This window comes from Paraoerskovia sediminicola (assembly GCF_030296575.1).
In the GTDB taxonomy this organism is placed as follows: domain Bacteria; phylum Actinomycetota; class Actinomycetes; order Actinomycetales; family Cellulomonadaceae; genus Paraoerskovia; species Paraoerskovia sediminicola.
Map to the genome: position 1 here is coordinate 1,645,145 of NZ_AP027729.1, position 13,213 is coordinate 1,658,357.

The window sequence follows — 13,213 nt, forward strand, 5'->3', positions numbered from 1 at the left end:
GCATGACTTCTACCGCTAGCCCGGCAAAGGTTCTGGTCGTCGGGGACGCCAACGCGGACCTGATCCTGCGGGGCGACGTCGTCCCGCAGTTCGGGCAGGCCGAGAAGCTGGTCGACTCGGGGGACCTGGTCCTGGGCGGCAGCGCGAGCATCATGGCGTGCGGACTGGCGCGGTTGGGGATCCCGACGGCGCTGGTCGCTCGCGTGGGGGAAGACGTCTTCGGGCGGTTCGTCCTTGCCGAGCTGCGCGCTGCGGGTGTCGACGTCAGCCGGGTCGAGGTCGATCCACAGACCCCGTCGGGGCTCTCGGTGATCCTCTCGACCCCCGAGGATCGGGCGATCCTCACGATCCCCGGGACGATCCCCACGTTGACCGCAGACGCCGTCCGTGCTGCGTTCGCGGACGTCGACCCCGCGCACGTCCATGTGGCGTCCTACTTCTTGCAGCCCACCTTGGCGGCCGACCTCCCGTCGATCCTCGCAGGCGTCCGCGCGGCGGGAGCGACCGTCAGCCTCGACACGAACTGGGACCCGGCGGAGCGTTGGGACGGTGTCGCTGACCTCCTCCCGCACGTGGACCATCTGCTGCCCAACCTGGAGGAGCTGAGGGCGATCGGCGGACGCGTCCTCGCGGAACCCGGTGGTGAGGACTGCGACATCGCCGCGGCGATCGCGGCGCACGGGCCGTGCGTGGTCGTCAAGGCGGGGGCGGATGGCGGTTGGTCGGTCGACTCCGCCGGAACCAGGTCGGATGCACCGGGGCTCGCGGTGGACGTCGTCGATACGACAGGCGCCGGTGACAGCTTCGACGCCGGCTACCTCGCCGCGTTCGCCCGTGGCATCGAGGACGAGAGAGAGCGCCTGCGCTGGGCGACGGCGGCCGGTTCGCTGTCGACACGTGGCTCGGGTGGCACGGGCCGTCAGGCGACCGCCGACGAGATCGACGCTGCGCTCTCGACCCGGGGAGTGGCACGGTGATCCTGACCGTGGCGCTCAGTCCGTCGCTGGACGTGACGTACGTCGTCGACGCGCTGTCGGGGATCCAGCGACCGCTGGACGTCCGCCGTGCCGCAGGAGGCAAGGCCCTGAACGCCGCCAGGGCGGCCGCGACGATGGGCGCCTCGGTGGCAGCGGTCGCGGTGCTCGCGGGCCCGACGGGTGCGGAGGTCGCTGCGGGCGCGCGCTCCGCCGGAGTCGAGCTCACCGAGGTTCCGGGCGTCGTAGCCACCCGTACCTGTATCTCGATCCTCGCCCGGGACACGGGAGACCTCACCGAGATCTACGAGGAGCCGACGCCGGTCCCGCGTCAGGCCTTCGAGACGGTCCTGCACGAGCTGGCCTCGGCCGCGGACCGTGGCACCGGGTGGTGCATGATCTCCGGCGGGCTGCCGACATCGCTCGGCACCGACGCCCTTGCTCGTGTTCTGGAGAGACTCCGCGCGGTCGGTGTCCGCGCGGCCGTCGACAGTCACGGCCCGGCGCTCGCGGCCGCCATGTCCCAGCGACCCGACCTCGTGAAGGTCAATCGCTCCGAGGCTGCCGAGCTGCTGGGAGTCGACGCGGACGGGGACCTCCTGGCCATGGTGCGGGGGCTCGTCGCCCTGACGGACGGCGTCGTCGTCGTCACGGACGGTGTGGACGGGGCTGTGGCCGCCGCCGGAGGCGAGGCCTATCGGGCGTCGTTGCGTGGGCCGATCGGGTCGTTCCCGGTGGGTAGCGGCGACACGTTCCTCGGCGGCCTCGTGACCGGACTCGACCGGGGAGAGTCCCTTCCGGACGCGTTGCGCCGTGCGACGGCGTTCGCGACGGCGAACGCCCTCGTCCCGGGGACGGCGGCCTTCGACGTCTCGACCGCCGAAGAGCTGATGCGCGAGGTCGAGATCACGCTGCTGGCCCTCCCTACCCCGGCTCGGTCCTTGGGCCAATAGGAGCGCAGCGGTCGACCGTGCAGTGCGCGGCGATCGAATTCTCGATCGCTCTGTGACGGCGTCCGCTCAGCGACGTGAGCCGCCCCCGCCTCGGCCCCCGAAGCCCCGCTGTGTACCGCGACCCGGAGCACCCGGCGCTTGCCGACCTCGCGGACCTCGATGCGTGCGTCCTCCGACGCCTCGACGACGTCCCCGACCTTCGCCAACCGGCTCAGCCGCGCGACGACGAACCCGCCGACCGTCTCGTACGGGCCTTCCGGCAGCTCTACGCCGCACCGCTCGGCGAACTCCTCGATGGTGATCCGCGCGTCGACGAGGGTGACGCCCGGGCCCTCGCCCGTCGCGGACTCCTCCTCGGCCGGGTCGTACTCGTCGCGGATCTCGCCGACGAGCTCCTCGACGAGGTCCTCCAGCGTCACGATGCCGTCGGTCCCGCCGTACTCGTCGAGGACCACGGCGATGTGGACGCCGGCGCGCCGGAGCAGGGTGATGGACGGGATGGCGCCGTTCGTCCCCGGGAGGAACAGGACCTCACGCATGACGTCGGCCACGGTCGCTTCCGGGCCGGCACCGTCCGGCGACGTGACGGCCTCGAGAAGGTCGCGCACGTGCACGAACCCGAGGACGTCGTCGAAGCTCTCGCCGATCACCGGGTAGCGGGACCAGGGGCGCTCGCGGACCGCCTCGACGGCCTGGGCCACAGTGCGGTCCGCGTCGACGAACGAGACCTCCCCGCGCGGGCGCATGACCTCGGTCAGGCTCCGGCTCCCGGCCTCGAGCACGTCGGCCATGATCTTGCGCTCGTCCTCCGGGAGGGTCTGGTGGCCCAGGACGACGTCGCGCACCTCCTCGTCCGTCATCGCCTCCTCGGTGGCGCGCGGGTCGCCGCCGAGCAGCCGGACGACGGCGTTCGTCGAGCGGGACAGCAGCCAGATGACGGGACGGACGAGGGTCGCGAAGCGGTCGAGCGGCGGCGCGACGATCAGGGAGACCGCCGTCGACCGCTGGAGCGCCAGCCGTTTCGGGACCAGCTCGCCGAGCACCAGCGACAGGTAGGCGACGAACAGGGTGAGGCCGATCAGCGCCGTGGAGTCCGCCGCCGCGGCCGAGAGGCCGAGGTTCTCGAGCCACGGCGCCACGACAGGTGCGAGCGCGGCAGCGCCGTAGGCGGCCGAGAAGAAGCCCGCGACCGTGACGCCGATCTGCACCGCGGCGAGGAACCGGTTGGGGTCGCGCGCCACGGCGGCGACCCGCGCGCCGCGCGCGCTGCGCTGCTCGAGGCCGCGGAGCTGGCTCTCGCGCAGGGAGATGAGGGCGATCTCGGTGCCGGCGAAGATGCCGCCGACCACGATGAACACGAGGACGAGTCCGAGGCTGGCCCAGGCGCTCATCGGTTCGTGGCCGGGTGCTGGGTCACGGCGTGCGTCAGCGGGAGCGCCGGGAGTGTCGTGCTGGGGCGGGCCGAGGCGGCGTGAGCCGGGTCGGCCGTCGGATGATCGGAGTCGTTCACCGGGCAATTTTCTGAGGTCGGGTGCTGGTTGGCAAGTTCGGTACGTCGCTGTAGCCGCACAGGCTTGTGGTGGTCAGTCGAGGGTGGAACCCACGAGCCGCGAGCGAGCCTCGACGACGTCGATCGGCGGAGCGACGGAGGTGGTCTCGGCGGTGCCCGTGATGTCGCTCCACGTGGGGGTCCCGGCGATGCGGAACTGCCCGGTCCAGGTCGTGGAGAGGCTGATGGTCCGCCGGCCGACGTCCGAGTAGGAGTGCGTGACCGTCTGGTCCGGGTATGGCGCCCCCGGGTCGGTCGTGACGACGGGTGCGGAGCCGTCTCCGAAGTCGAACGCGAACTCGGACGACTCGGCACGCACTTCGACGGGGACCCCGAGCAGGGAGATGTCGAAGGTCTGCGCTGTCGCGTCGGCGGATTCGGTGTAGGCGATCGTGTCGAAGTGCACGAGGGTCCACCCCGACGGCGGCTGCACCGTCATCGTCGGCGGGGTGATCGGCAGGGCCCGGAACTCGCGCTCCATCTCGGGGGCGAGGTCAGCGGCGGTCAGGCACCTACCGGCTCGCACGGGTGTCCAGGGTCCCCATGGATGGTCGACGCTCTCGCGGCTGCGGGTGAAGAGCGGGTCGCGGGCGAGCTCGTCGATCGCACACTCGGGGGCCCCGCCCTCGCTCTCGCGCGTGACGTCGCAGTCGTCGCGCAGGTGCGAGGTGGTGTCGAGCGGGGAGCACAGGGCCTCAGGCACTCGACGAAAGTCCGTGAGGGTCGGACTTTGAGGTTCACTTCTGGTTGCTTGCCCACGTCGCGCCGGCACCTTGTACTCCATCGACATCTGGCTTCCTGAAGCCGTTCCGAAGAGGGAGCGATCACGGTGTTCATCGGCCGCGGCGTTGGTGGCCGTGACACCGGTCACCCAGGTGAGGATGAGCGAGGTAGTCACAACCACGACTAGTGCCGCGCGTGTCGAACTAGCCATGCTCGTCATCGACGTCTGCTCCGACAGCAAGCACACGCCATCGATCGCCAGTGTGGAGTGTGTCGACTTGTAGGTAGCCCGCTGACGAGGGGTCTCTTTCATAGGGGCGCCAGCACGAGAGCCTTCAATCGAAACGGCCTGCACGTATCTGGCCGTTACGGGGTAGCCGCCGATTAGCGTGTCTTGCTCGTGAACCTGGATGTCGGAGAGCGCCAGCCCGCCTCCTACGAAGGAGTTTCCGGCAGTCCTGATCTCCTTGGCGTCGTCAACCACCTCGACGCAGAAGTCACACGTCTCGGTGAAGCTCATCGCGTCCCATTCCGCGGTGTCTCCCGTCGCCATGACGTAGGGGTACAGGGCAAGGAAGTAGACGGCGGCGGCTTCGGCGCCGCGTTCGTCGGCGAAGTCCATCGCAGCGGGACGTTCGGGTCTCGCCGGGTCGTCATCGGATTCTGTGGTCGGCTCGGGTGTGGGGGTGCGTGTCGGCTCTGGCGTTGGCTCCGGGGTGCTTGTCGCCTCTGCGGTCGGCGTCGCCGGGAGTTCAGTACCGGGTGATGCTGCACCAGCATCTGCCCCCACGTCACCGTCGCCGCACGCAGCGAGCCCGACCACCACAGCGCACGCAACTGCCCAGGCCGCGCTGCGCCGTCCGACACCCGGACCGGGGTCACGATCCCCCTGCCGCACGCTCGACGAACTGTTCACCGATTTCCCCCTGACGTGGTGAGCAGCCTCGACCGTAGCGAAACCCGCTCGCCGGTGGGGTGGGCGCCGCAAACCTGTGGACGGAGGCCCGAGGCATGACCCGTCTTGGCCGCGAGTGGTCAGAGATCCGCCGCCCGGCGTTCTGGCCCGGCGATCGCGCAACTCTGGAAACGCCGCACGAATCCGGACCCCGGATGCATCACACGCGACCTGAGCCCCCTCTCTCCCGGTGACGCCGCCGTCCGGCAGCGCCTCGCGCGTCATCCAGGAGCTCCCATGGCACACCACGGATGGGTCCCGGTCGTCGGGGCCGACGCCTTCACACCGCAAGCGCTCGTCTCGCCGTTCGGCCGGCTGTTCTCGGCGCACGCCCACGAGTACTCGAGCTATTGCCTCTCCATGCTCGCCGGGGCGCTCGGGCCCATGCAGGAGGCCGAGCCCGCCCCGGCGCAACCGACGGCGCAGACGAACCCGGCAGGGTTCACGTTCCTCGGGCAGTTCGTCGACCACGACCTCACCGAGTTCCGCGTCGTGGCCGAGGACTTCGCGATCGCGCACGAGAACCCCACGATCTCCCGCCGGCAGCGGGTCCTGGAGGACACCCCGCTCGCCGCTGACGGGCTGCGATCGATGACGACGACGAACGGCCGGACCGGGCGTCTCGACCTCGACTCGGTCTACGGCCTGCTCGGCACGCCGCAGGCCGACCTGTTCGACGAGCACGGCATGTTCCGCCTCGTCGATACGCCCGACGGCCCGGACCTCGAGCGTGGCAAGCAGCACGCCAACGGCCGCCTCATCGCCGACCCGCGCAACGACGAGAACAAGCTCGTCGTCCAGGTGCACATGCTCTTCGAACGGCTGCACAACCTCCTGCACCAGGCGCACGCGTCCGAACCGCCCGAGCAGGCGGGCCCCACGGGACCGCTGTTCCGGCAGACGAAGGACGCCGTCGTCGCCGCCTACCAGCGCATCGTGATCCACGACTACCTGCCGCGGATCGTCCAGGCGGAGCACATCGACGCCGTCCTCGCGGCGCTCGCCGACCGGACCACCTGCTACCAGCGCATGAACGCGCGGTGCCGGGCGGCCCTGACGGGCCTCGGCATGCCGGACGATGTCGTGGACGCCACCGTCGCGATGCCCGTGGAGTTCTCCCACGCGGTGTTCCGGCTGGGGCACTCCCAGCTGCGGGACGGCTATCTGCTGCGCAGCGGTGCGGGCGCCCGGCTCTTCGCGACCAGCGACGACCCGCACGACCTGCGCGGGAACTCGAGTCTCACGGGCGGCGACGGGTTCGACTTCCATGTCGACTGGAAGCACTTCTTCCGGATCACGGGCACCGTGCCGCAGCACGGCCGACGCATCGACGGGATGCTGCCGCGGTCGGTGTTCCGGCTCCCGCCGCCGTCGATCGGCGAGCCGCCGGTGTCGCTCGCCGAGCGCAACCTGCGTCGGGGCGTGGACTTCGGGCTGCCCACCGGTCAGGAGGCCGCCGCCGAGCTCGCGACCGTGTACGGGTACGTGCCGCAGGTCGGCAGCGACGTGCTGTTCCCCGCCGACGTGTTCGGCTCCCGTCCGGAGGTGCTCGACCTCGCCGCGCACCTGCAGTGGCAGACGCCGCTCTGGTACTACGTCCTCAAGGAGGCGGAGGCGTTCGGCGGCGGCCCGCAGCTCGGGGCCGTCGGCGGGCTGATCGTGGCCGAGACGATCCTCGGCTCGATCGTCGAGAGTCGTCTCCAGGCTGCTGCTGCGGCGCCCGGGCCGGGCGGGTTCGACCGGGAGGCGGAGACGGTCGCCGTCGTCGCCGAGATCCAGGCCGAGCGGGTCGCGCTCGCGCCCGACGGTACGGACAAGTCCAGCGGGCCGCTGCGCTTTACCGCCCCTGCGATGACGTCCGTCGACGAGATCCGGACCATGAGCCAGCTGGCCCGGTTCGTCGGGTGACGCGTCCGGCTGGAGCGTGCGGCTGGTCGCCGTCCGGCGCCCGGGTGTCGGACGGCGACCGGTGCCCCGGGTGCCTGGCGGCGCGCTGTGGCTACGGTCGGGGGATGGGTGGAACTCGTATCACTGCCGAGCGCGGCGACCTCACGACCGTCGCGGTCGACGCGATCGTCAACGCCGCCAACTCGAGCCTGCTCGGTGGGGGAGGGGTGGACGGCTCGATCCAACGTGCCGCCGGTCCGCGCCTGCTCGCCGCCTGCCGTTCCTTGCGTGCCTCGACCCTCCCGGACGGGCTCCCGGTGGGAGACGCCGTCGCGACCCCGGCCTTCGACCTCCCGGCGCGCTGGGTGGTGCACACCGTCGGGCCGAACCGGCACGCGGGCGAAACCGACCCAGCGCTGCTCGCCTCGTGCTTCACGCGGTCGCTGGACGTCGCTGTGGAGGTGGGGGCGCGGTCCGTCGCCTTCCCGGCGGTCAGCGCCGGCGTGTACGGGTGGGCGGCGGACGACGTGGCGCGGGTCGCGGTGGAGGCCGTCCGCGGGTGGGTGGTCGGGCGTCTGGGGGAAGTCGACGAGGTGCGGTTCGTGCTGTTCTCGGAGCGGCTGGAGGACGCTTTCGACGCTGCGCTGCGGCAGGGGTGCTGACGCATTTGCTGCTCCGTGCTGGTCAGTCGAGGGTGGACTCGACGAGGCGCGACTGGGCTTGGAGGACGTCGATCGGCGGGGCTGTGGTCGTGGTCTCCGCGGTGCCGGTGATGTCGCTCCACGTGGGGGTCCCGACGATGCGGAACTGCCCCGTCCAGGTCGTGGAGAGGCTGATGGTCCGCCGGCCGACGTCCGAGTAGGAGTGCGTGACCGTCTGGTCCGGGTACGGCGCTCCCGGGTCGGTCGTGACGACGGGTGTGGAGCCGTCGCCGAAGTCGAACGTGAACTCGGACGACTCCGCACGCACCTCGACGGGGACGCCGAGCAGGGTGATGTCGAAGGTCTGCGCTGTCGCGTCGGCGGGTTCGGTGTAGGCGATCGTGTCGAAGTGCACGAGGGTCCATCCCGAGGGCGGCTGGACCGTCATCGCGGGCGGGGTGATCGGAAGAGTCTGGAACTCGCGTTCCATCTCGGGGGCGAGGTCGGCGGCGGTCAGGCAGGTGCCGGCCTCGACGAGGGTCCATGGCGACCACGGGTCGTCGGCCGAGTCGCGGGTGCGTGTGTAGAGAGGTTCGAGGGTCTGCGCCTCGGTGGGGCAGTCGGCCTCGCCACCCTGGGTGGTGCGGGACGCAGCGCAGTCGTCGCCGAGGACAGCCGTCTCGTCGGTGGGTACGCAGATCCCGTCGGCCAGCCTGCGATAGTCGACGAGCTGCGCTGCAGATTCGGGCTTTGACCGTTCTGGCGCTGGGGCTTCGGCGACCAGGCGAAACTCATTTCCGTCGGCCACGCCGCCGAGGTCTAATGGGCCACCAGCGTCTTCCGACGCTGTCACTTGGACCATCACCACGAGGACTGCGGCTGCGCTAGCGATCTTCAGCATTGCCGACCGCGATCACTCGCCAGGAGTCGCCATCGAAGGCCGTGTCGACCCCAATCTTGCTCGTCGAGCCGGCAGTTGAACGGACCAGGCGCCCGCTGCTGTCGTGCACCTCGGCCTGCGTCTGCCGGAGTTCGACGTCGACGGGGTAGCCGCCCACGAGAGAGTCCTTCTCGTGAGCCGCTCTTGAAGGACAACGTGGAGATGGAGATCGACACGGTCCGTGGAGCCAACGAGAACTGGATCTCGGGCAAGAATCTGATTGACGTCGTCACCACCTTGGCGCTCGGTCTTGGGAAGACCATGACTGCGCCGAGGGAACGTGCGGCCGACGAAGAAGCGATCCGACGGGTGTCGGAGAGCTTCTTCGGAGCGCTGAGTCAGGAGTTCGCCGACCTACGGCTGATCGCGAACGGTGAACTCCGCCCCGTCGCTCTCCGGGGGAACAGCTTGCTGGCGTCGCCGACGATCATTCGCGCGCTCGCCGGTGCGTACTACGACGTCGCGGTGGACAGCGCGACCGGCTCTCCCGTGGTGAGTCCGTCCGGCGACCGACGAATGCGCAAGCTGTTCTCGGACCTTTCGCCGCGGATGGGACTTCCCGTCGACGACGGGTGGTTCGCGACCGGTCTCTTCGACGGGCGCACCAGCCAGGCTCCTGGCTCGCGAACGCAGGACATCAAGGAACTGGCCGCGATTCTCAGGGAGCGCGCTCTGACAGCGGGCGCGCTGCAGATCTGAGGATCTTTGGAAGACGCGAGACCTGCGTTCGCGGCGGAGCAAGTCAGAGCATGGGGCCTGACGCGCCGGTCACGCCCCACCCGGCCTACTCTTCGACGAGAGCCGTGCTGTCCGACGATCGTGCGGAAACTGGCGGGCTCGAGGGACCCCGGGGAGACTGCCGGCGTCGTGGCAATGCCCACGCGGCGTGCTGGGATCTCTTGCGCGGGGACGACGTGGTTCTTGGGCACAAGCTCGGGACTATGGGCTGGGGCGGGCGGTGGTGCTCGTCGGCAATTGGGTATCGGTATGCCAAGCGGGCCCGCAAAGTGCTCTCCACGGGGACGTCGCGGGCGCGGTCGTTGCTCGTGCTGGTGGCGCCTCGAGCGCTGATCGCGGAGGTCGGCCAGGAGGGGTATGGCGCAAATTCACCGGCGCGCCTCCTAGGAATCTGTGCGATCGTGGATGATGATCTCGCGGTGACAACTTCAGACATCATTGGCATTGTCACCGGGGCCGCGACGGTGGCCGCTGCCGTCTTCGCTGGTGTGCAGATCGTCCATCTCCGCAGGGAACAGGCGCACGCACGCAGGCTCGAGACCGAGGGCGTGTCCGTCTCTTGGGAGTTTCTCGAGTCGCCGGCAGGACCTGGGCGGGACGGCACCGCAGTCTGGCTGGTTGGGTTCACGCTGCACAATCCCGGACGGCTCCCGATCGACAGTGTCGAGATTGTGCTACACCTGCCGTTCGAAGTCCGCCGAGTCCGCTTCGACGGTCGTCGCGAGGTAGCGACGGACCGCTTGTCGCTCGAGCATTCGGTCCTCCGTGGTGGCGCAACGCGCACGTGGGAGCGTCGACTCGAAGCCACCTACGTCGACGGAGGCTGGCTGCGGTCGGTGCGGGGAGCTGTCACCTTCCTCGATGCCGATGGTGCGACCCAGTCCAACACCTGGCCTCGCTCGCGCGCGGTGACCCGCGCTTGAGGGACGCCTGGCACGGTCGACAGATCGAAGGCAACGAGCAGCGGTGACACACCCGCGGGCGCTTGCGGACGAGGCGTCGAGGAGCGTTGCGCCGCCAACGGCGGAGACATCGTCCGCGGCAACGCCACGGTGATGACGACGCAATGGACGAGGGGCATGGGCTTGAGGGTTGTGCTGTTCGACGTGGGAGCGGTGAGCGTTCCGGCGGCGTCGCACCACGAGTCGATGCCGAGGCAGAACTAGCCGATACATTCCAACTGTTGCCGGTGTCGCGATACTCGTCACCACGCCAGTCGCCTCCACCGTGCCTACGCTCCGACGAGAGCCCGCGCCGCGCCGTCCGACAGCGACTCGGCCGGGCCCGGAGACGCCCGCCAGGTGGCCAGGGAAGGGATACGACCATGCCGAAGACGAACCGCTCCGGCGACGCGAAGCAGAGCGAGATCCCGAGCACGCTTGAGCGCTCCGACGAGAAGGCGCAGCGCACCTACGCCCAGACGTACGACTCGGCGATGGAGCAGTACGGCGACGAGGCGCGCGCGAACCGCACGGCCTTCGCGGCGCTGAAGCGCATGCACGAGAAGGTCGGCGACCACTGGGAGGAGAAGGACGAGCCGGGCCCGTCCGACGATCGTGCGGAAGTCGGCGGGCTCGATGGTCCGGGGAGTCTGCCGGCGGCGTCGATGCCAACGGGACCAAGGAGCACCTGCTCGAGGTCGCGCGGCGGTTGGACGTCGATGGCCGCTCGACGATGAACAAGGATGAGCTCGTAGACGCGATCCAGCGCGCCAACGACCGCGCTTCGCGGCGCGCGCGGGAGTGAGCATTCCTCGGGCAATCGCAGCACAGCAGGCGCGCACCCGCCGCCCACAGGCAGTCTGATCTGGGGGAGGATCCACTGATGGACCTCTCCGTGCTCACCCGCCCCTCTCCTCGGACGTCGCGGCCCCGGACGATCGCGCGCGTCGCCCTCGGCCTCGGGCTCGTCGGGGCCGGGATCACGCACCTGACCGTCGCACGGCAGGAGTTCCAGGCGCAGGTCCCGAGCTGGTTCCCGATCGATACCGACGTCACCGTGCTCGGCTCGGGGGTCGTCGAGATCGCGCTCGGCGCCTCGCTGGTGGTGCTGCGGCGGTGGCAGGTCGCGGTCGGTCTGATCGCCGCCGCGTTCTTCGTCGTGATCTTCCCCGGCAACGTCGCCCAGTGGCTCGAGCAAAAGGACGGGTTCGGTCTCGACACCGACGCCAAGCGGCTCACTCGCCTGTTCTTCCAGCCCGTCCTTGTCGCGCTCGCGCTGTGGTCGACGGGGGCGTTCGCCGCGGTGCGGAAGGCCGTCCGCGACTGACGCGACGGGCTCCGCCTTGGCCGACGCCGGCGCTGAGCAGAGCGACTCGGGTGGGATGATTCGCTCGTGCCGAACCACCGACCGCTGACCAGCCGCCCGACCTTCTGGATCGGTCTCGTCGGCCTGGTCGTCGTCACCGCGCTGGGCGCACTCGGCGGTCTCACCGCCGCGCTGTTCGTTGCCGGCCTCTACCTCGCGCTCTCCGCAGCGTGGGGATCATCACCGCCCGCACCTGGTGGGGGCGCATGGGCCGCGGCGCCTCGGGTGCGGTCGCCGGGGAGTGCTGGTCGCCACCGTCGTGGCGGTCGGCATCAGCGTCCCAGGGTCAGCGGTGTCGGACGACGCAGCCGCGGCCGAGGCCTCCGCCGCGCCCTCCGCTTCGCCCACGTCGAGCGGCGACCCGACACCCTCGGCGAGCGCGACGCCGTCCGCCACCCCCGACCCGGAACCCAGCGCGACCGAGACTCCTGAGGAAGAGCCGCCGTCCGACGACGCCGAGAAGGCGAGCCCGGGGACGGCGCTCGCGGCCATCGCGACCCTCGCCGTGAAGGGGCGCGCCCCGAAGACGGGCTACGACCGCGACGAGTTCGGCCCGGCCTGGGCGGACGTCGACCGCAACGGGTGCGACACCCGCAACGACATACTGACCCGCGACCTCACCGAGCGGACCTACAAGGCCGGGACGCACGACTGCGTCGTCCTGACCGGCGTGCTCGTCGACCCGTACGGGGGCGGGACCATCGCGTTCCAGCGCGGGCAGACGACGTCGACCGCCGTGCAGATCGACCACGTCGTCGCGCTGAGCGACGCCTGGCAGAAGGGCGCGCAGCAGCTGAGCGCCGACGAACGCCGAGAGCTCGCCAACGACCCGCTGAACCTGCTCGCGTCGGACGGCCCGCTCAACATGTCCAAGGGTGACGGCGACACGGCGACGTGGTTGCCGCCGAACAAGGCGTTCCGCTGCACGTACGTGGCGCGGCAGGTCGCGGTGAAGCAGAGCTATGACCTGTGGGTGACGACCGCCGAGCGTGACGCGATGACGCGCGTGCTGACGACATGCCCGGACGAGCCCCTACCCACCAGCGCGGACGCCGCGACGATCACCGACCCCCACGCGACCCGCGACGCATCGGTCGAGGCCGAGGACGAGGCAGCGCCGGAACCGGCCGAGCCTGCCGGCGGGGGCGCGGCGACGTCGTCCGACGGCTCGGGAGGGTCTGTCTTTTACCAGAACTGCGACGCGGTGAGGGCTGCCGGGGCCGACCCGATCCGGGTCGGCGACCCGGGCTACTCGACGAAGCTCGACCGGGACAAGGACGGCGTCGGCTGCGAGTAGGTGCCGCCGGCGAGACCGCGTGAGATGACCGACCGTCACGATGCTGTCGGTAGCGCGCGGTAGTGCAGCACGAGAGCGGGTGAACTTGCTGTGATCCACGTCACTATGGTTCCGGGATCGTTGCAAATACGGCCCTCCCGCGCAGTCCTGCCTGTTGTGGTGCGGCGCGTGACTCGTTTAAGTTGTCCGAAACACCTTGCCGTGAGGCAAGACCGCATGCCGCTCCGGTCGAGCGTCGCGCAGTGGGCC

At 70.3% G+C, this 13,213-nt stretch carries 11 protein-coding genes and 2 pseudogenes; 9 read left to right on the plus strand and 4 right to left on the minus strand.

What is annotated here, in order from left to right; all coding sequences use genetic code 11:
- The first annotated feature begins 2 nt into the window (after positions 1-2).
- Both QUE47_RS07675 and QUE47_RS07680 read left to right on the plus strand, forming a co-directional pair.
- Positions 3-977 (plus strand): carbohydrate kinase family protein, encoded by a 975-nt coding sequence (locus QUE47_RS07675; protein ID WP_286219267.1) that lies wholly within the window; start codon positions 3-5, stop codon positions 975-977.
- Positions 974-1,927 carry a 1-phosphofructokinase family hexose kinase gene (locus tag QUE47_RS07680; protein ID WP_286219268.1) on the plus strand — a complete coding sequence of 318 codons (954 nt, stop codon included), beginning with the start codon at positions 974-976 and terminating at the stop codon, positions 1,925-1,927. The genes QUE47_RS07675 and QUE47_RS07680 overlap by 4 nt, the downstream gene beginning before the upstream one ends.
- A gap of 170 nt (positions 1,928-2,097) precedes the next feature.
- Here QUE47_RS07680 and QUE47_RS07685 read toward each other — a convergent pair.
- Positions 2,098-3,318, minus strand: a pseudogene (locus QUE47_RS07685) (hemolysin family protein); the annotation flags it as partial.
- Between the two features lie 192 nt (positions 3,319-3,510).
- Positions 3,511-4,821: a DUF6318 family protein gene (locus QUE47_RS07690; protein WP_286219269.1), complete on the minus strand. Its 1,311-nt coding sequence runs from the start codon at positions 4,819-4,821 to the stop codon at positions 3,511-3,513.
- 570 nt (positions 4,822-5,391) lie between these two features.
- Here QUE47_RS07690 and QUE47_RS07695 point away from each other — a divergent pair.
- The gene (locus QUE47_RS07695; protein WP_286219270.1) at positions 5,392-7,062 is read left to right on the plus strand and encodes a peroxidase family protein; all 1,671 of its coding nucleotides are present in this window, start codon (positions 5,392-5,394) and stop codon (positions 7,060-7,062) included.
- A 104-nt stretch (positions 7,063-7,166) separates the two neighbouring features.
- The gene (locus tag QUE47_RS07700; protein ID WP_286219271.1) at positions 7,167-7,703 is read left to right on the plus strand and encodes an O-acetyl-ADP-ribose deacetylase; all 537 of its coding nucleotides are present in this window, start codon (positions 7,167-7,169) and stop codon (positions 7,701-7,703) included.
- 22 nt (positions 7,704-7,725) lie between these two features.
- Here the strand turns inward: QUE47_RS07700 and QUE47_RS07705 are convergent, their stop codons facing one another.
- Both QUE47_RS07705 and QUE47_RS07710 read right to left on the minus strand, forming a co-directional pair.
- Positions 7,726-8,535, minus strand: coding sequence for a hypothetical protein (locus QUE47_RS07705; protein ID WP_286219272.1), 810 nt, complete (start codon positions 8,533-8,535; stop codon positions 7,726-7,728).
- A gap of 31 nt (positions 8,536-8,566) precedes the next feature.
- The gene (locus tag QUE47_RS07710; RefSeq protein WP_286219273.1) at positions 8,567-8,740 is read right to left on the minus strand and encodes a hypothetical protein; all 174 of its coding nucleotides are present in this window, start codon (positions 8,738-8,740) and stop codon (positions 8,567-8,569) included.
- Positions 8,741-8,784: 44 nt separating this feature from the next.
- On the opposite strand from QUE47_RS07710, the gene QUE47_RS07715 reads away from it, so the two are divergent.
- From QUE47_RS07715 to QUE47_RS07735, 5 genes and pseudogenes are all read left to right on the plus strand, one after another.
- Positions 8,785-9,321 (plus strand): hypothetical protein, encoded by a 537-nt coding sequence (locus QUE47_RS07715; protein ID WP_286219274.1) that lies wholly within the window; start codon positions 8,785-8,787, stop codon positions 9,319-9,321.
- A gap of 440 nt (positions 9,322-9,761) precedes the next feature.
- Positions 9,762-10,283, plus strand: coding sequence for a hypothetical protein (locus QUE47_RS07720; protein WP_286219275.1), 522 nt, complete (start codon positions 9,762-9,764; stop codon positions 10,281-10,283).
- 401 nt (positions 10,284-10,684) lie between these two features.
- A pseudogene (locus QUE47_RS07725) lies at positions 10,685-11,106 on the plus strand (ChaB family protein).
- A 78-nt stretch (positions 11,107-11,184) separates the two neighbouring features.
- Complete coding sequence (locus QUE47_RS07730; protein WP_286219276.1) at positions 11,185-11,628, plus strand: DoxX family protein; 444 nt, start codon at positions 11,185-11,187, stop codon at positions 11,626-11,628.
- Positions 11,629-11,959: 331 nt separating this feature from the next.
- Entirely contained in the window at positions 11,960-12,964 is a 1,005-nt protein-coding gene (locus QUE47_RS07735; protein ID WP_350227705.1) for a GmrSD restriction endonuclease domain-containing protein, read from the plus strand.
- Positions 12,965-13,213 lie beyond the last annotated feature (249 nt).

Coding starts and splice junctions, on each gene's coding strand:
- QUE47_RS07675 (WP_286219267.1), top strand. CDS start 3: ATGACTTCTACCGCTAGCCCGGCAAAGGTTCTGGTCGTCGGGGACGCC.
- QUE47_RS07690 (WP_286219269.1), bottom strand. CDS start 4,821: ATGGACTTCGCCGACGAACGCGGCGCCGAAGCCGCCGCCGTCTACTTC.
- QUE47_RS07695 (WP_286219270.1), top strand. CDS start 5,392: ATGGCACACCACGGATGGGTCCCGGTCGTCGGGGCCGACGCCTTCACA.
- QUE47_RS07700 (WP_286219271.1), top strand. CDS start 7,167: ATGGGTGGAACTCGTATCACTGCCGAGCGCGGCGACCTCACGACCGTC.
- QUE47_RS07715 (WP_286219274.1), top strand. CDS start 8,785: ATGGAGATCGACACGGTCCGTGGAGCCAACGAGAACTGGATCTCGGGC.
- QUE47_RS07730 (WP_286219276.1), top strand. CDS start 11,185: ATGGACCTCTCCGTGCTCACCCGCCCCTCTCCTCGGACGTCGCGGCCC.